Source organism: Streptomyces sp. NPDC093097, from assembly GCF_044754325.1.
GTDB lineage: Bacteria > Actinomycetota > Actinomycetes > Streptomycetales > Streptomycetaceae > Streptomyces.
The window spans coordinates 1-16,284 of sequence record NZ_JBIVOW010000002.1 but is presented as its reverse complement, the minus strand read 5'-3'; the positions used below and the strand labels follow the sequence as shown (position 1 = coordinate 16,284).

Genomic DNA, 16,284 nt, shown 5'->3' with positions numbered 1-16,284 from the left:
CCTGACGCGGTGCGTCTCAAGCGCGTCGCAGGTGCAGGAAGAGCTGGATTTCGGGTGGTACGTCCGTGCTCGCCGGGGCATACGCATACGAGTCCTCCCCGACGATGTCGAATCCCGCGTCGCGCACGACCCGGCGCAGGTCTTCCCGCAGATATCCGGATACCCGGATCGTGCTGCCGAGGAACGGAATGGGGAAGTCGTCGATATCGCCCTCGACCATGGCCAGGGCCATCAGCCCGCCGGGGCGCAGCAGAGCGTGCAGCAGGCCCAGTGCACAGGGGATTTCGGCACGGGGCAGCATCAACAGGGAGAAATAGGCGGCGATTCCGTCGAAGGAACCGGGACCGCCCAGCCGGCCGCCGCGCAGATCGGCGATGTCCAGCCGGTGGAATTCGGCGCCCGGGACGTTGTCCCGGGCCAGTTTGACCATCCCGGGGGAGAGGTCGATTCCCACGACCTGGTGACCGGCCTCGCCGAGTTGACGCGCCGTCGGCACGCCCGTGCCGCACCCCACGTCAAGGATCCGGGAACCGGGCGGCAGTTCGCCGCTCAGCCAGGTGCCGGAGGCGAGTTGGCCGTCCTTGTGCGGAAAGGCCGTCTCGTACTGGTTGCCGATGGCGTCGAACGCCTCGGCCTGTCCGGCCCGGTCCAGTGCTAACCGATTCAGGCCCTCGTACGCGTCGTAGCTTGTCGCGCTCACGACCTCGCCCCTCCTGCGACCGCGGTCAAGTTCGTTTTCTCGTTCTGGAGTTGCGCCTGTGCAGTCTTGCGGAGGACGATCCTACGTTTGAACGCCCAGGGCGCAGCAAGGGGGCCGGGTACCGCTTCTCGCCCGGCGGGAACCGCGCGGGAACCCGGTGGGAAACAGCTTTGCCCATAGGCGCACCTTTCCACCGTTCGCCCCCTTCACTCTCTTCATTCTCTTCTTTTCACGTTTGCTACCTCACGGCAGCAAACGATCCGGCAGTTGATCCCAGTTCTCCGGAAGCATCGGTACTTCCCAGGCCGGATCGGGTCGCCAGTCCTCCCAGCGGTCGGCGAACGGCCTGCCCCACGCCTCGATCTGTGCGACCGCGGCGCGTCCGGCGGATCTGACGCCGGCCGCCTGCGCGTCCGTCATCAGCCCGTCCCGCCGTGCCTGTGCGAACTCGTCCTCGTCCCGCCACTCCCAGCGCCGGTCCGGATAGACGCAGATGTCGAGGTAATGGTCGAGCGAGTCGATTCCGCCCGGCCAACGGCGGCGCGGCTCCTCCAGATTGACGTACCAATTCTTGAAGTGCCAGCCGCTCTCCCAGAACAGCCAGACCGACCAGGGGTCCCCGGGCCGGGCCAACTTCAGCACACCGGTGCCGAACCACTGGTCGTGCGCCGCCCGCCGGGGTTTGGTGTAGCGGGTGGCGAGCGGCTCGCGGTGCGGGGGTGTGCCGTCGGCGAGCACCGGCTTGACGCACGGTGTGCCCGGCGCCATCCACACCGCGAGCAGCTCCTCGGTGTCCTGGACGACGGTCACCGGACGGCAGATGTGGAACCGGCGGGGATCGGCGTTGTCGCGATAGCGCCACAGGACGTGCTCGCCGGGCGCCCAACGGCCCCCGTCCGCAGCCGATCGCCCCGCACCGGCCGCCGGCGCGGGCACACCGTCCGTCTCGCCTTCCGTCGACTCCACCATGTCCGCTGTCATGCGCAGATCTTAGGGGCGTCGCGTTACGCGTGCGGTGACATGCGCCGCACCGGTGGTTACGGATGGGTCATGCGCAACACGTCCAGCGCCTCGTCGAGCTGTGCGGTCGTCAGCAGTCCGCGCTCGACGTAACCGCTCTCGATGACCACCTCCCGGATGGTCTTCCGCTCCGCCAGCGACCGCTTGGCGACCTTCGCCGCCTCCTCGTAACCGAGGTAGGTGTTCAGCGGAGTGACCACCGACGGTGAGGATTCGGCGAATTCGCGGGCCCGCCCCACATTCGCGGTGATCCCGTCCACCGTCCGGTCGGCCAGCAGGTGCGAGACATTGGCCAGCAGCCGCACCGACTCCAGCACATTCCGCGCGATCACCGGCAGCATCACATTGAGTTCGAAATTGCCGGCCGCGCCGGCCGCCGCCACCGTCGCGTCGTTTCCGGTGACCTGCGCCGCGACCATCAACACCGCCTCCGGAATCACCGGATTGACCTTCCCCGGCATGATCGACGAACCGGGCTGGAGATCCGGCAGATTGATCTCGGCGAGCCCCGTCCGCGGCCCCGACGCCATCCACCGCAGATCGTTGGCAATCTTCGTCAGACTCACCGCGATCGTCCGCAACTGACCGCTGGTCTCGACGATTCCGTCCCGTGCCCCCTGCGCCTCGAAATGGTCGCGCGCCTCGGTCAGCGGCAGCCCGGTGGCCCGCGCGACCTCGGCGATCACCGCCGCCGAGAACCCCGGCGGGGTGTTGATCCCCGTCCCGACCGCCGTACCGCCCAAGGGGAGTTCGGCCAGCCGCGGCAACGACGCCCGCAACCGCTCGACGCCGTAGCGCACCTGCGCCGCATAACCCCCGAATTCCTGCCCGAGCGTCACCGGCGTCGCATCCATCAAATGCGTCCGCCCCGACTTCACCACCTCGCAGAATTCCTCCGCCTTCCGCTCCAGCGCCGCCGCCAGGTGTTCCAGTGCCGGAATCAGGTCATGGAGCACGGCCGACGTCGCCGCGATGTGAATCGACGAGGGGAACACGTCGTTGGACGACTGGCTCGCATTGACGTGGTCATTGGGGTGCACCGCGCGCCCCAGCCGCTCACTGGCGAGGGTCGCGATCACTTCGTTGGCATTCATGTTCGACGACGTTCCCGACCCGGTCTGGAACACGTCGACGGGGAAGTCCTCGTCCCACCGGCCCTCGGCCACCTCCGCTGCCGCCTCCGCGATGGCCTCCGCGAGCTCCTTGCCCAGCACCCCCAGATCGGCGTTGACCTTGGCGGCCGCCCCCTTGATCCGCGCCAGCGCCGCGATGTGCGCCCGCTCCAGCCGCTGCCCGGAGATCGGGAAATTCTCCACCGCCCGCTGGGTCTGGGCCCGCCACTTGGCATGCGCGGGAACCCGCACCTCACCCATCGAGTCGTGCTCGATCCTGAATGCGCTGTTTTCGCTCATGTCTATGACAGTGCCCCTGATCGCGCTTCTGTTCCCGAGCCCGGAGGCGATGTCACCTGCCTGCGGGCGCGCCTGCCGCCGTGCCGGCACGCCGGCGCCCCGCGGGCCCTTCAGGGCGCCCGCGGCCCGCAGCGGGCCGCGGGGAGCCGTCGGCGCGCGCTCCCGGCCGGTCGCCGTGCGTCAAGTGCCGTACCCGCGCTCGCGAGCCTCGGCGGTGCCGGATCAACTTCCTTGGCCACGGCCTCACTTCCCATTCTTACGCCTGTAGGAATCCGTTCTCACTCTCTTCCTGAGGTTACGTCGCACGGTGACGGTGGGAACACGGAACGTAGCAATCCGCCGAAGGTTCAGGCGATCCCACGAGGGAACCCGGGGGGCCGCCGTCGCCACTAACAGGACAGCGCCAACACCCCCCACCGAACAGGAGCGTCACCATGGCCACCACCGCCGGCCAGACACCACCGGGTACGCGATCCCGGCAGTCGCTCATGACCCTGCGCGTCTACACCACGACGCGCGAGGGCGTCGTCGTCCAGGAGCACGCCCAGATCCACGTCGTCGCCGGCGACCGCTTCGACCTCTACGGCCTCACCCAGGCCTGGCCGCCGTGCGCCTGCCCCCGCCACCGGAGCCGCTAGGGCGCGTCCGGCGGCCGGGCAGTCCGGCGGCCCGACAGTCCGGCGGGCCGAGGGCCCGCCGGGCGCGAAGTGCGTGCGGTACGTGAAGACCCCCCGCCGGTGCGGAAGTTGCCGGAAACGCCTGCGGCCGCCCTCCGCGCGAGGCGGAAGGGCGGCCGCAGGGCGGTGCGCCGAACGTCAGGTGCGGCCGGGGGCCTTGCGCCCCCCGGCGCACCGGGTTGCCGGTGTGGCGATCCTCGGCCGCCCGCGGGCGGCCGCCGGTTCAGGAGGAGCGAACGGGGATCGAGGTGAACGTGGGCGCGGGGGACGGATCGGTGAAGAAGTCGTTGCCCTTGTCGTCGACGACGATGAAGGCGGGGAAGTCCTCGACCTCGATCTTCCAGACGGCCTCCATGCCCAGCTCCTCGTATTCGAGGACCTCGACCTTCTTGATGCAGTCCTGGGCGAGGCGGGCGGCCGGGCCGCCGATGGAGCCCAGGTAGAAGCCGCCGTGCGCGGCGCAGGCGTCGGTGACCTGCTGGGAGCGGTTGCCCTTGGCGAGCATGATCTTGGAGCCGCCGGCGGCCTGGAACTGCTCGACGTAGGCGTCCATCCGGCCCGCCGTGGTGGGGCCGAAGGAGCCGGAGGCGTAGCCCTCGGGGGTCTTGGCCGGGCCGGCGTAGTAGACCGGGTGGTCCTTGAGGTACTGCGGCATCTCCTCGCCCGCGTCCAGCCGTTCCTTGATCTTGGCGTGGGCGATGTCGCGGGCGACGACCAGGGTGCCGGTCAGCGAGAGCCGGGTCTTGACCGGGTGCCGGGTCAGCTCGGCGAGCATCGCGTCCATGGGCTGGTTGAGGGCGACCTTGACGGCGTCGAGGTCCGGGCCCGCGCCCTGCGTCAGCTCCGCGTCCGTGGTGTCGGGGAGGAAGCGGGCCGGGTCGGTCTCCAGCTGCTCCAGGAAGACGCCCTCGGCGGTGATCTTGGCGACGGCCTGGCGGTCGGCGGAGCAGGACACCGCGATGGCCACCGGGCAGGAGGCGCCGTGCCGGGGGAGGCGGACCACGCGGACGTCGTGGCAGAAGTACTTGCCGCCGAACTGGGCGCCGATGCCGATCTTCTGGGTCAGCTCGAAGACCTTCTCCTCCAGCTCCTTGTCGCGGAAGCCGTGGCCGGTCGGCGAGCCCTCGCCGGGCAGCTCGTCCAGGTAGTGCGCGGAGGCGTACTTGGCGGTCTTCAGGGCGTACTCGGCCGAGGTGCCGCCGACGACGATCGCGAGGTGGTACGGCGGACAGGCGGCCGTACCGAGCGAACGGATCTTCTGCTCCAGGAACTTCATCATGGACGCCTCGTTGAGGACGGCCTTGGTCTCCTGGAAGAGGAAGGACTTGTTGGCGCTGCCGCCGCCCTTGGCCATGAAGAGGAACTTGTAGGCGCCGCCGTCGGTGGCGTACAGCTCGATCTGGGCCGGGAGGTTGGAGCCGGTGTTCTTCTCCTCCCACATGGTCAGCGGCGCCATCTGGGAGTAGCGCAGGTTGAGCTGGGTGTAGGCGTCGTAGATGCCGCGGGAGAGGGCCTCCTCGTCGCCGCCCTCGGTCAGCACGTTCTGGCCGCGCTTGCCCATGACGATCGCGGTGCCGGTGTCCTGGCACATCGGCAGCACGCCGGCGGCGGCGATGTTGGCGTTCTTGAGCAGGTCCAGGGCGACGAAGCGGTCGTTGGCGCTGGCCTCCGGGTCGTCCAGGATCTTGCGCAGCTGGGCGAGGTGGGTCGGCCGCAGGTAGTGCGCAATGTCGTGCATCGCCTCGGCGGCGAGCTTGCGCAGCGCCTCCGGCTCGACCTTGAGGAACGTCCGGCCGTCCGCTTCGAAGGTGCTGACGCCCTCCGAGGTCACCAGGCGGTACGGGGTGTTGTCCTCGCCGGTGGGCAGCAGGTCGGTATAGGCGAATTCCGGCATCAGGGATGGTTCCTTACTCGGAGGGGTGTGGCTGGCTTTTACGGCAGCGCCTCAACAGCGTAGAACCCCCGGTGGGGGGCGCCGCTATGAGGTAGGGCTCAGTCCGGGGGAAGAGCGGCCCCGGATCCCCTGGTCGCGATCTATCGCGTTTCGGTACGCTGTGGTCGTGGACGCTTCAGAAAACGGGGGACGACCGGGCCCGCAGACCCCGCCCGGGCCGCTTGCCGAGCAGGAGCAGGCGGTGAAACTGACCAAGGGCGAGGCAAAACCGCAGGCCAGGCCGGTGGCCGAGGCCGATATGCGGGCCTCGGACGCGGATCGCGACCGGGTCGCGGAGATTCTGCGGGAGGCGCTCGCCGAGGGCCGGCTGGACGCCGAGGAGCACGGCGAGCGGATCGACGCGGTCTACCGCGCCAAGACCATGGGCGAGCTGGAGCCCGTCGTCCGGGACCTCCCCGGGGCCGGCGGCCGGCCGCAGCCGGACGCGGCGCCCTACGACTACGGCCAGGCGTCCGCGACCGAGGACCAGAACCTCGTCGCGATCTTCAGCGCGGCCACCCGCAAGGGCCGCTGGCGCGTCCCGCCGCGGATCAACGCGGTCGCGTTCTTCGGCAGCGTGGAGATCGACCTGACCGAGGCGGTCTTCCCGCAGCAGCGCGTGCAGATCAACGTCACCTCCGTCTTCGGCAGCGTCGAGGTCCGGGTGCCCGAGAACGTCACCCTGCGCAGCAACGGCTCCGGCATCCTCGGCAGCTTCGAGGTGGAGACGCACGACGCGGAGGACGGCGACGCACCGGAGGTCGACGTCAACGGCTTCGCGCTGCTGGGCAGCGTGGAGGCCAAGCCCAAGCGCGGCGCCTGGATCAGTGATCTGCGCGACCGGCTCCGCGGTGAGCGGCGCGAGCGGACGGACGAGCTCAGGACCGAGCGCCGGGAGCGGATGGACCAGCTGCGGGAGGAGCGCCGCGAGCGGTGGGAGGAGCGCCGCGAACGCCGCCGACTCGGTTAGGGCGAGGGGCAGTTGGGGCTCGGGTCGGCAGTTCCTCGATCGCCACGGTGTGCATAAGCCCGCGTACAGCGGGTAGGGCTGGTGCATCGTCTCTCGTACGGCTGCGGGGTGCGAAAAAGCCGTGCGCAGCGAGACGGTCAAGGGTGATTGCTCTCGCCGAAGCCGTCGTCAGGAGTAGACCGTGCTGCTACCGCATCAGCCCCTGCAGGATGCCGCTGTCGTTCCGTCCCAGCGAGGGCACGCGCGCGACGACGCCGGTCCCTGGCACTCCGAGGCGGTGTGCCGCCGGGACGAGGCCGGGTTGTTCTTCGCGCCCTCCAAGGAGCCGACCGCCGCGCGGCTGGCCCGGGAGGAGGCCGCGAAGCGGGTCTGCGCCCGCTGTCCGGTGATGGTCGAGTGCCGGGAGCACGCCCTGCTCCAGCCCGAGCCGTACGGCGTATGGGGCGGACTGACCGCCGCCGAGCGCCGGGTGGTGCTCACCCGCCGGCGGCGCCGGGAGACCGAACTCCAGCGCGCCGCCCCGATGACCGCGGCCGGCTGACCACCGCACCGCCTCCGTACGGCCACCGCCGTACGCATCTCGCCCCCGCCGGAAAGTGCTTCCGACGGGGGCGAGTTGTGTGCGCTTCGGCGGCTTTCGCCTACCGGGTCAGCTGGGGCGCTCGAAGTCGACCGAGCTGTAGGCGCGCAGCTTGGAGAGGCGGTGCTCGGAGTCGATCTGGCGGATGGTGCCGGACTTGGAGCGCATGACCAGGGACTGGGTGTAGGCGGTCTCGGCGCGGTAGCGGACGCCGCGGAGCAGCTCGCCGTCGGTGATGCCGGTGGCGACGAAGAAGACGTTGTCGCCGCGGACCAGGTCCTCGATCTGCAGCACCCGGTCGAGGTCGTGGCCGGCGTCGAGGGCGCGCCGGCGCTCCTCGTCGTCCTTGGGCCACAGCTTGCCCTGGAAGGTGCCGCCCATGCACTTGAGCGCGCAGGCCGCGATGATGCCCTCGGGCGTCCCGCCGATGCCCAGCAGCAGGTCGACGCCGGTGCCCTCGCGGGCCGCCATGATCGCGCCGGCGACGTCGCCGTCGGCTATGAACTTGATCCGCGCGCCGGCCTCCCGGACCTCCTTGACCAGGCCGTCGTGGCGCGGCCGGTCCAGGATGACCACGGTGACGTCCTCGACCGCGGACTTCTTCGCCTTCGCGATCCGCTTGATGTTCACCGCCACGGGCGCGGTGATGTCGACGAAGTCGGCGGCCTCCGGGCCGGTGGCGAGCTTGTCCATGTAGAACACCGCGGACGGGTCGAACATCGAGCCGCGCTCGGCGACCGCCATCACGGAGACCGCGTTGGCCATGCCCTTGGCGGTCAGCGTGGTGCCGTCCACCGGGTCCACGGCCACATCGCACTCGGGACCGGTGCCGTCGCCGACCCGCTCGCCGTTGTAGAGCATCGGGGCGTTGTCCTTCTCGCCCTCCCCGATGACCACCACGCCGTTCATGGAGACGGTGTGGATCAGGGAGCGCATGGCCTTGACCGCCGCGCCGTCCGCACCGTTCTTGTCGCCGCGGCCGACCCAGCGGCCCGATGCCATGGCGCCGGCCTCTGTGACCCGGACGAGCTCCAGGGCGAGGTTGCGGTCCGGTGCCTCCGGACTGACCTCGAGTTGGGACGGCAGATGATGCTCGGACATCGAGCGCACCTTTCTGTACGGCGACGGCCGGATTGGTGAGGGTGCTTATGACTTTATCGGTACGTCATGAGAATGAGCAGGGGGGCCTTCGCATGAGCAAGCCGGTGGCCGGGTGACGCCGGTGTCGGACGGGTGCCGGGGGCGGAATCGTTTGTGCAGGTGGGTGCCGTCCCAGGGGGGCGGGTCCGGTGGCCGGCGGGCATGGGGGACCATAGGGACGTGGCTGGTATGCGAGGCAGGCAAAGGGTGACGGACATGGTCCTGTCACTGGCGGTGATCGGGATCCTGGTCGGGGCGATCTACTACTTCATTCCGCACGACGACAGTGCGAGCGCGGAGAAGGGTGCGGTCAAGTCCGTCGACACCCGGGTCGAGATCATCACCGCCCGGCGCGCGGCCCCGTACCCGGTCGCCGCGCCCGAGGGCCTGCCCTCGACCTGGCGGACCACCTCCGTCTCGTACAAGGCGACCAGCGACGGCAAGGGCGGCGCCTGGCACCTGGGGATGCTCGACCCGGAGCAGCAGTACGCGGCCGTCGAGCAGAGCGACGCGCCCGCGAAGCAGTACATCAAGGACGTCACGCTGGGCGCGGAGAAGGTCGCCGGCCAGCAGGCCGTCGGCGGCAAGAAGTGGGACCGCTACCAGGGCGACACCTACAAGGCGCTGGTCAACGAGGAGTCCGGGGTGACCACGGTCGTCACCGGCACCGCGCCGTACGGGCGGCTGGCGGAGCTGGCCGCGGCCCTGGTCGCCAAGAAGGGCTGAGCCGGCCGCCGAGCGGGGCCGGGCGGCCGGACCGCCGCCCAGCCCGGTTCGCCGGAGGAACGAACGAGGCCGCCGCACCCGGGAGGGGTGTCGGCGGCCTCGTGCTGTGCGCGGCGTCCCGCGCGGCCGGGGGCCGGCTCAGACGGTGGCCACGGCCTCGTCGAAGGCCAGGCGCGGCGAGCGCGGGAAGAAGGCGTCCGGGCCCGGCTTGCCGAGGTTGATGACCAGGAAGGACTTCTGCTTGCCGTCGCCGAAGAACTCCTTGTCCACGGCGCCGAAGTCGAAGCCGGTCATCGGGCCGGCGGCCAGGCCGGCGGCGCGGATGCCGAGGATGAAGTAGCCGGCCTGGAGGGTGGCGTTCTGGGTGCCGGCGATCTCGCGGACCGCGGCCTCGGAGAAGAAGCTGTCCTTGACGCCCGGGGCGTGCGGGAAGAGCCGCGGCAGCTTCTCGTGGAAGTCCAGGTCGACGGAGAGGATCGCGGTCAGCGGCGCGGCCAGGGTCTTGGGGCCGTTGGCGCCCATGGCGTGCGCGACCAGGCGCCGGCGGGCGTCCTCGGAGCGGACCAGGGTGATCCGCAGCGGCGACTGGTTGAAGGCGGTCGGAGCGTACTTCACCAGGTCGTAGATGGCCTGGACCTGCTCGTCCGTCACCGGCTCGTCCGTGAAGGTGTTGGCGGTCTGGGCCTCGCGGAACAGGAGGTCCTGAGCGGCGGCGTCAAGGGCGAGAGACATCGGGGCACCTCTGGCTTTGGGTGGTCAACGGAACGTGCGGACGGCGACGGTGCCGTCTGCGCTCACCACTGTAACGCGAATAGATTAAGTTTCAACTAACGGATGGAGCCTGTGAGTGGCTTCACAGATCGACAACGGCCTTCCGGGATCCGGAAGGCCGTGAGGGCGGGGCGGCCGGTCGGGCCGCCGTCCCGTTCGTTCGCAGGTCCCCGTGGGTGGGGCCTGTGCGCTGTCGCCGGTCCTGTCGCCGGCCCTAGTCCTCTTCCGCGGCGCCGTCGTCGCCCGACGGCTCCGCCAGGGCCGCGTCCAGCCGCGCCCGTGCGCCGTCCAGCCAGCGGCGGCACACCTTGGCCAGCTCCTCGCCGCGCTCCCACAGGGCGAGCGACTCCTCCAGGGTCGTACCGCCCGCCTCCAGGCGGCGGACGACGTCGATCAGCTCGTCCCGCGCCTGCTCGTAACCGAGGGTGGAGTCCACCGGTGCCACCTCGGCCGCCGCATCCACCACGTCATCCGTCTTCGCCATGTCTCCCACCCTATGAGTCCGTCCCGTGCGCACGGGTCCGTGCGGAGCCGGCGTCCGGGAGTGCGGCCACCCGCACCCGGAACTCGCCCTCGGCCACCCTGGCCCGCAACTCCTCGTCCACCGCCACCTCCGACGGTGCGCGCACCGCCGCCCCGTCCGGCCGCTGGAGCACCGCATAGCCGCGCTGGAGCGTCGCCTTGGGGGAGAGCGCGACCACCCGCGCCAGGGTGTGCGCCAGCTCCGAATCGGCGCGGTCCAGCAGATGCCCCACCGTCCGCCGGCCGCGCTCCAGCAGGGCGGTGACCTGCTCCGCGCGCTCCGTGACCATCCGCTGCGGGTGCTGTATCGACGGGCGGTGCAGCGCGGCCGCCAGGCCCCGCTCCTCGCGCTCCAGGAAGCCGCCGAGCGCGCGCCGGGCCCGCTCCCGCAGCTGCTCGACCCGGGCCAGTTCCTCGCCCACGTCCGGCACCACCTTCTTCGCCGCGTCCGTCGGCGTCGAGGCGCGCAGATCGGCCACCAGATCCAGCAGCGGGCTGTCCGGCTCGTGACCGATCGCGGAGACCACCGGCGTGCGCACCTCGGACACCGCGCGGACCAACTGCTCGTCGGAGAACGGCAGGAGATCCTCCACACTGCCGCCGCCGCGCGCCACGATGATCACGTCCACCTCGGGCAGCGCGTCCAGCTCCTGCACCGCCGCGATCACCTGGGGCACCGCGTGCACCCCCTGCACCGGTACGTTGCGCACCGCGAAGCGGACGGCGGGCCAGCGGTGCCGGGCGTTCTCCAGCACATCGCGCTCGGCGGCGCTGGCCCGGCCGCAGACCAGCCCGATCAGCTGCGGCAGGAACGGCAGCGGCCGCTTGCGCTCCGCCGCGAACAGCCCCTCCGCGGTCAGCGTCCGCTTCAACTGCTCCAGCCTGGCGAGGAGTTCACCCACCCCGACCGGCCGGATCTCGGCGGCCCGCAGGGACAGCTGGCCGCGCGGGGCGTACCACTCCGGCTTGGCGTGCACCACCACCCGGGCGCCCTCGCTCACCACCTCGGAGACCTTGTCGAAGACCTGGCGGTAGCACGTCACGCTCACCGAGATGTCGTACGAGGGATCGCGCAGGGTCAGGAAGACCACGCCCGCCCCCGGCCGCCGCGAGAGCTGGGTGATCTGCCCCTCGACCCACACCGCGCCGAGCCGGTCGATCCACCCGCCGATGAGCCGGGACACCTCGCCGACCGGGATCGGCGCTTCCGGAGACGTAGAGACAGCCATGTCAGGGAGCGTAGCGGCGGCCACTGACAGTGCCCGACCGCGTAGGCCCGGTGCGTGCGTTCAGCCGTCCGCGACCACCGCCGCGATCACCCCGGACCGGAGCGCGGCCTTACGATGGGACCCATGTCTGCTACTCCCGGTCCGCAGCCCCGCCGCAAGGTCCTCCTCGCCGCCCCGCGCGGCTACTGCGCAGGCGTGGACCGCGCCGTGATCGCCGTCGAGAAAGCCCTTGAGCAGTACGGCGCCCCGGTCTACGTGCGCCATGAGATCGTCCACAACAAGTACGTGGTGAAGACCCTGGAGAAGAAGGGTGCGATCTTCGTCGAGGAGACGGAGGAAGTGCCCGAGGGCAACATCGTGATCTTCTCCGCGCACGGCGTCGCGCCCGTCGTCCACGACGAGGCCAAGCGCGGCAAGCTCGCCACCATCGACGCGACCTGCCCGCTGGTCACCAAGGTCCACAAGGAAGCCGTCCGCTTCGCCAACGAGGACTACGACATCCTCCTGATCGGTCACGAGGGCCACGAGGAGGTCATCGGCACCAGCGGCGAGGCCCCCGAGCACATCCAGCTCGTCGACGGCCCCAAGGACGTCGCGGGCGTCGAGGTCCGCGACCCGGACAAGGTCGTCTGGCTCTCCCAGACCACCCTCTCCGTGGACGAGACGATGGAGACCGTCGACGCCCTCCAGGGCCGCTTCCCCAACCTCCTCTCGCCGCCCAGCGACGACATCTGCTACGCCACCCAGAACCGCCAGCAGGCCGTCAAGCAGATGGGCGCCCACGCCGACCTCGTCATCGTCGTCGGCTCCCGCAACTCCTCGAACTCCAAGCGCCTGGTGGAGGTCGCCCTCGGCGCCGGCGCCACGGCGTCGTACCTGGTCGACTACGCCGAGGAGATCGACGAGGCGTGGCTGGAGGGCGTGACCACCGTCGGCGTCACCTCCGGCGCCTCGGTCCCCGAGATCCTGGTCGACGGCGTCCTGGAATGGCTGGCCGCCCGCGGCTACGAGGACGTCGAGACCATCACCGCCGCCGAGGAGTCCATCGCCTTCTCGCTGCCCAAGGAGCTCCGCCGCGACCTGCGCGCCGAGGCCAAGGCCGCCGTCGAGGACTGACCCGCGTCGCCTCCGCCCGCTGTTCTCCCGTACCGGGAGCGGCGGGCGGAGTCCGGTCCTAGCCTTTTCCCATGAGGGTCTTCGGTGTGGACATCGGCGGATCGGGCATCAAGGGCGCCCCGGTCGATCTGGAACGCGGCGAACTGGCCGAGGAGCGCTACAAGGTACTGACCCCGCAACCGGCCACGCCGGAGGCGGTCGCCGACTGCGTCAAGGAGGTCGTGGACCACTTCGGGTGGACCGGCCCGGTCGGCGCCACCTTCCCCGGCGTGGTCACCGGCGGGACGACCCGGACCGCCGCCAACGTCGACAAGCGCTGGATCGGCACGGACGCCGCCGCGCTGCTCACCGGCCGGCTCGGCGGCGGGACCGCCGCCGGCTGCCCGGTCACCCTGCTCAACGACGCGGACGCCGCGGGCCTGGCGGAGATGAGGTTCGGCGCCGGCGCCGGCCGCACCGGCACGGTCATCGTCCTCACCCTCGGCACCGGCATCGGCAGCGCCGTCTTCACCGACGGCCGGCTCGTCCCCAACACCGAGCTGGGCCACCTGGAGCTGCACGGCCACGAGGCGGAGAAGCGCGCCTCCACCAAGGCCAAGGAGGACGAGGGGCTGAGCTGGGAGCACTGGGCGCGCCGGGTCCAGAAGTATCTGACCCATGTGGAGATGCTCTTCTCGCCCGCGCTCTTCGTGATCGGCGGCGGGGTGAGCCGCAAGGCGGAGAAGTTCCTGCCGCTGATCGAGGGGATCAGGGCCGAGATCGTACCGGCGCGGCTTCAGAACAATGCGGGGATCGTGGGGGCTGCGATGGCCGCGCATGCCGCTCAGGTTGGCGCGCCACCTGCCGCGGTCGATTCTCCGGACGGAGGCGACCGGGCCCCCGCTGAGCGGAGCCGTCCGCCGCAGGGGCCGCCGTCCGCGGCCCCGGGTGCGGCTGTCGACTCACCGGTCGGCTGGCCCGACGCCGCGCGCTGAGCAGCGCCCTGCGCACCAGCACCCACAGCCCGCAGAGCAGCGTGCCGCCGTAGAGCCAGCCGGCGTTCAGCGCGAGGACGGTGAAGACGCCGAGCAGCATCCCGGTGAAGCCCGCCGGACCGTGCTGCACCGGCACCGCGCCGAGCGTGAAGGCGATCGGCAGCGCGACCGGAGCCGCGACCAGGTCGCGCGGCCGCACCCACGCCCCGGCCGCCGCGCCGACCAGCAGGAAGAAGACCCCGTACGCGACCTGCGCGCCGCCCAGCAGCCAGCGATCCAGGAACCCGAAGGCCAGCAGCACGAGGGTGGCGAACAGTCCGCAGCCGAAGCCGGTGAGCTTCGCGGCCGGCAGCCGGCGGAGCAGACCGGGGGCCGGGGGGCGCCGCGGGCCCGCCCGGTAGACGGCCGCGACCTCCTGGCCGTCGAGCGGCGCGACGGCGACCGGGCGCGGCATCCGCGGATCCGTCCGGAGCGGCGAGGGCCGGGCCGGCGCCCGGAACTGCCCCGGTGCCGGGGTCGGGGTCGGCGCCGGGGCGCGGCCGCGGGGCGTGCGGCCGGGGCGCGCGGGGGCGGAGGCGTAGCCGGAGGCGCGCATCGCGGTCAGGAAGGCGTCGTCGGGATCGGGGGCCACGGCCTCCGCGGGACGCGGGAGCCGGGCATCGCGCCCCGCGTCCGGACCGCCGTTCCCCGGCCGGCCCTGCGGGGACATGCGCGCTTCGGGGTGCTCCACATGTTGGTCCACGCGCCAACGGTAGGCAGCGAAGTGGGATTAATAGGTCACAGGACACGCACTTTGACCTACCTTGTGGGGTCCGTTAGGCGGCCCGGGGCACGCGCGGGGAGTGCGCGACGCGGCGGGCGCCCTCCCCCCGGCCGCTCCCGGGCCGCCCGGCATCACGGGGCCCGCCCAGTAGACTGGTGGATCGGCCGTCCCCGGCCCGGCCCGGTCCCTTCGGCCCGGCCCCCGGAAGCGGCCCGCCCCACGCCCATCTCCAGCTCCGGGAAGTCGCCACCGTGTCGCTCACGATCGGAATCGTCGGTCTGCCCAACGTCGGCAAGTCGACCCTGTTCAACGCCCTGACCAAGAACGACGTGCTGGCGGCCAACTACCCGTTCGCCACCATCGAGCCCAACGTCGGCGTGGTCGGCGTCCCCGACCCCCGCCTCGCCAAGCTCGCAGAGATCTTCGGCTCCCAGCGGATCCTCCCCGCCACCGTCGACTTCGTCGACATCGCGGGCATCGTCCGCGGCGCCTCCGAGGGCGAGGGCCTGGGCAACAAGTTCCTCGCCAACATCCGCGAGTCCGACGCGATCTGCCAGGTCATCCGCGCCTTCAAGGACGAGAACGTCGTCCACGTCGACGGCAAGGTCTCGCCCAAGGACGACATCGAGACCATCAACACCGAGCTGATCCTCGCCGACCTCCAGACGATCGAGAAGGTGCTGCCGCGCCTGGCGAAGGAGTCGCGCATCAAGAAGGACGTCGCTCCGAAGGTCAAGGCCGTCGAGGAGGCCAAGGCGATCCTGGAGGACGGCCGCACCCTCTTCTCCGCCGGCCTCGTCCAGGGCGCGGAGAACACCGAGCTGCTGCACGACCTGCACCTCCTCACCACCAAGCCCTTCCTCTACGTCTTCAACGTCGACGAGGAAGAGCTCACCGACGAGGACTTCAAGAACGAGCAGCGCGCCCTGGTCGCCCCCGCCGAGGCGATCTTCCTCAACGCCAAGCTGGAGGCCGACCTCGCCGAGCTCGACGACGACGAGGCCCTCGAACTCCTCCAGTCCGTCGGCCAGGACGAGCCCGGCCTGGCCACCCTCGCCCACGTCGGCTTCGGCACCCTCGGCCTGCAGACCTACCTGACCGCCGGCCCCAAGGAAACCCGCGCCTGGACGATCAAGAAGGGCGCCACCGCCCCCGAGGCCGCCGGTGTCATCCACACCGACTTCCAGAAGGGCTTCATCAAGGCCGAGGTCATCTCCTTCGACGACCTGGTCGCCACCGGCTCCGTCGCCGAGGCCCGCTCCGCCGGCAAGGCCCGCATGGAGGGCAAGGAGTACGTGATGCAGGACGGGGATGTGGTGGAGTTCCGCTTCAACGTGTGACGGGCGCCATGGCATTGGCGTAGCGATCTGGCAAATGTGCAGGTCAGGCGGGGTCGGTCCTATTCGGGGCCGACCCCGTTGCCGTGTCTGGTGCTGGATCCGTGCTGGATGGGCTGACGTCTCGTCACCTGTCGTCATCCCTGGTTATCCGAACCGCCGCTGGATCGGAGCTGGATGTGGCTGATGGTCTGTCGGCTGGATCAGGCCGTGCTCGGCTGCGGATCCGTCGCGGACAGGGTGTGCTGCGCGAGATGTGGTCGGAGTGAGGTTCCCCCGGCGTGCGGGAGGTGCTGATCAGCTGGTCAGTACGGGTTGACGGGGTTGCAGGTTCGTTCGTTTGGTCGTTGCCTGGTCGGCGTAGTGCTTCTCCTCGAACTCGACGGGGCTGAGGTAGTCGAGCCGCTTCTGGAT

At 70.9% G+C, this 16,284-nt stretch carries 15 protein-coding genes and 1 pseudogene; 7 read left to right on the top strand and 9 right to left on the bottom strand.

The genetic code is table 11. The features are described from left to right. Window positions 1–16 precede the first annotated feature (16 nt). From ACIQE0_RS03035 to ACIQE0_RS03025, 3 genes are all read right to left on the bottom strand, one after another. Window positions 17–700 carry a class I SAM-dependent methyltransferase gene (locus ACIQE0_RS03035; protein WP_402328666.1) on the bottom strand — a complete coding sequence of 228 codons (684 nt, stop codon included), beginning with the start codon at window positions 698–700 and terminating at the stop codon, window positions 17–19. Window positions 701–943: 243 nt separating this feature from the next. Further along, window positions 944–1,681: a DUF402 domain-containing protein gene (locus tag ACIQE0_RS03030; RefSeq protein WP_402328664.1), complete on the bottom strand. Its 738-nt coding sequence runs from the start codon at window positions 1,679–1,681 to the stop codon at window positions 944–946. Window positions 1,682–1,737: 56 nt separating this feature from the next. After that, entirely contained in the window at window positions 1,738–3,132 is a 1,395-nt protein-coding gene (locus tag ACIQE0_RS03025) for a class II fumarate hydratase (protein WP_366331258.1), read from the bottom strand. Between the two features lie 434 nt (window positions 3,133–3,566). On the opposite strand from ACIQE0_RS03025, the gene ACIQE0_RS03020 reads away from it, so the two are divergent. After that, window positions 3,567–3,770, top strand: a complete 204-nt coding sequence (locus tag ACIQE0_RS03020) for a hypothetical protein (protein WP_366331259.1) — start codon at window positions 3,567–3,569, stop codon at window positions 3,768–3,770. A gap of 262 nt (window positions 3,771–4,032) precedes the next feature. Here ACIQE0_RS03020 and ACIQE0_RS03015 read toward each other — a convergent pair whose 3' ends face one another. Further along, window positions 4,033–5,703: a fumarate hydratase gene (locus ACIQE0_RS03015; RefSeq protein WP_402328662.1), complete on the bottom strand. Its 1,671-nt coding sequence runs from the start codon at window positions 5,701–5,703 to the stop codon at window positions 4,033–4,035. 298 nt (window positions 5,704–6,001) lie between these two features. Between ACIQE0_RS03015 and ACIQE0_RS03010 the strand changes: the two genes are divergently transcribed. Together ACIQE0_RS03010 and ACIQE0_RS03005 are read left to right on the top strand one after the other, a co-directional pair. Further along, on the top strand, window positions 6,002–6,712 hold the full coding sequence (locus tag ACIQE0_RS03010; RefSeq protein ID WP_402329223.1) for a DUF1707 domain-containing protein: 711 nt from the start codon (window positions 6,002–6,004) through the stop codon (window positions 6,710–6,712). A 181-nt stretch (window positions 6,713–6,893) separates the two neighbouring features. Next, the gene (locus ACIQE0_RS03005) at window positions 6,894–7,253 is read left to right on the top strand and encodes a WhiB family transcriptional regulator (RefSeq protein WP_366331261.1); all 360 of its coding nucleotides are present in this window, start codon (window positions 6,894–6,896) and stop codon (window positions 7,251–7,253) included. A 108-nt stretch (window positions 7,254–7,361) separates the two neighbouring features. On the opposite strand, the gene glpX is transcribed toward ACIQE0_RS03005, so the two are convergent. After that, window positions 7,362–8,393, bottom strand: coding sequence for a class II fructose-bisphosphatase (gene glpX, locus ACIQE0_RS03000; RefSeq protein ID WP_366331262.1), 1,032 nt, complete (start codon window positions 8,391–8,393; stop codon window positions 7,362–7,364). Window positions 8,394–8,621: 228 nt separating this feature from the next. Between glpX and ACIQE0_RS02995 the strand changes: the two genes are divergently transcribed. Beyond that, window positions 8,622–9,158 carry a DUF4245 domain-containing protein gene (locus tag ACIQE0_RS02995; RefSeq protein ID WP_366331281.1) on the top strand — a complete coding sequence of 179 codons (537 nt, stop codon included), beginning with the start codon at window positions 8,622–8,624 and terminating at the stop codon, window positions 9,156–9,158. A gap of 138 nt (window positions 9,159–9,296) precedes the next feature. Here the strand turns inward: ACIQE0_RS02995 and ACIQE0_RS02990 are convergent, their stop codons facing one another. The 3 genes from ACIQE0_RS02990 to xseA all read right to left on the bottom strand — a co-directional run bounded on the left by ACIQE0_RS02990 (window position 9,297) and on the right by xseA (window position 11,680). Beyond that, window positions 9,297–9,890 (bottom strand): malonic semialdehyde reductase, encoded by a 594-nt coding sequence (locus ACIQE0_RS02990; RefSeq protein WP_402328659.1) that lies wholly within the window; start codon window positions 9,888–9,890, stop codon window positions 9,297–9,299. A gap of 253 nt (window positions 9,891–10,143) precedes the next feature. Then, window positions 10,144–10,413, bottom strand: a complete 270-nt coding sequence (locus ACIQE0_RS02985; protein ID WP_366331264.1) for an exodeoxyribonuclease VII small subunit — start codon at window positions 10,411–10,413, stop codon at window positions 10,144–10,146. Between the two features lie 10 nt (window positions 10,414–10,423). Next, window positions 10,424–11,680 (bottom strand): exodeoxyribonuclease VII large subunit, encoded by a 1,257-nt coding sequence (xseA, locus tag ACIQE0_RS02980; protein ID WP_402328657.1) that lies wholly within the window; start codon window positions 11,678–11,680, stop codon window positions 10,424–10,426. A gap of 114 nt (window positions 11,681–11,794) precedes the next feature. On the opposite strand from xseA, the gene ACIQE0_RS02975 reads away from it, so the two are divergent. Together ACIQE0_RS02975 and ppgK are read left to right on the top strand one after the other, a co-directional pair. Beyond that, window positions 11,795–12,796: a 4-hydroxy-3-methylbut-2-enyl diphosphate reductase gene (locus ACIQE0_RS02975; RefSeq protein ID WP_384096193.1), complete on the top strand. Its 1,002-nt coding sequence runs from the start codon at window positions 11,795–11,797 to the stop codon at window positions 12,794–12,796. 71 nt (window positions 12,797–12,867) lie between these two features. Next, entirely contained in the window at window positions 12,868–13,770 is a 903-nt protein-coding gene (gene ppgK, locus ACIQE0_RS02970) for a polyphosphate--glucose phosphotransferase (protein ID WP_366331267.1), read from the top strand. A gap of 58 nt (window positions 13,771–13,828) precedes the next feature. Here ppgK and ACIQE0_RS02965 read toward each other — a convergent pair. Beyond that, window positions 13,829–14,224 (bottom strand): annotated as a pseudogene (locus ACIQE0_RS02965) (DUF6542 domain-containing protein); the annotation flags it as partial. Between the two features lie 560 nt (window positions 14,225–14,784). On the opposite strand from ACIQE0_RS02965, the gene ychF reads away from it, so the two are divergent. Further along, window positions 14,785–15,873 carry a redox-regulated ATPase YchF gene (gene ychF, locus ACIQE0_RS02960; protein ID WP_384096187.1) on the top strand — a complete coding sequence of 363 codons (1,089 nt, stop codon included), beginning with the start codon at window positions 14,785–14,787 and terminating at the stop codon, window positions 15,871–15,873. Window positions 15,874–16,284: the final 411 nt, after the last annotated feature.

Excerpts from the sequence above, each read along its gene's own strand:
- ACIQE0_RS03030 (WP_402328664.1), bottom strand. The coding sequence starts at position 1,681 with ATGACAGCGGACATGGTGGAGTCGACGGAAGGCGAGACGGACGGTGTG.
- ACIQE0_RS03025 (WP_366331258.1), bottom strand. The coding sequence starts at position 3,132 with ATGAGCGAAAACAGCGCATTCAGGATCGAGCACGACTCGATGGGTGAG.
- ACIQE0_RS03020 (WP_366331259.1), top strand. The coding sequence starts at position 3,567 with ATGGCCACCACCGCCGGCCAGACACCACCGGGTACGCGATCCCGGCAG.
- ACIQE0_RS03015 (WP_402328662.1), bottom strand. The coding sequence starts at position 5,703 with ATGCCGGAATTCGCCTATACCGACCTGCTGCCCACCGGCGAGGACAAC.
- ACIQE0_RS03010 (WP_402329223.1), top strand. The coding sequence starts at position 6,002 with ATGCGGGCCTCGGACGCGGATCGCGACCGGGTCGCGGAGATTCTGCGG.
- glpX (WP_366331262.1), bottom strand. The coding sequence starts at position 8,393 with ATGTCCGAGCATCATCTGCCGTCCCAACTCGAGGTCAGTCCGGAGGCA.
- ACIQE0_RS02995 (WP_366331281.1), top strand. The coding sequence starts at position 8,622 with ATGCGAGGCAGGCAAAGGGTGACGGACATGGTCCTGTCACTGGCGGTG.
- ACIQE0_RS02990 (WP_402328659.1), bottom strand. The coding sequence starts at position 9,890 with ATGTCTCTCGCCCTTGACGCCGCCGCTCAGGACCTCCTGTTCCGCGAG.
- ACIQE0_RS02985 (WP_366331264.1), bottom strand. The coding sequence starts at position 10,413 with ATGGCGAAGACGGATGACGTGGTGGATGCGGCGGCCGAGGTGGCACCG.
- xseA (WP_402328657.1), bottom strand. The coding sequence starts at position 11,680 with ATGGCTGTCTCTACGTCTCCGGAAGCGCCGATCCCGGTCGGCGAGGTG.
- ACIQE0_RS02975 (WP_384096193.1), top strand. The coding sequence starts at position 11,795 with ATGGGACCCATGTCTGCTACTCCCGGTCCGCAGCCCCGCCGCAAGGTC.
- ppgK (WP_366331267.1), top strand. The coding sequence starts at position 12,868 with ATGAGGGTCTTCGGTGTGGACATCGGCGGATCGGGCATCAAGGGCGCC.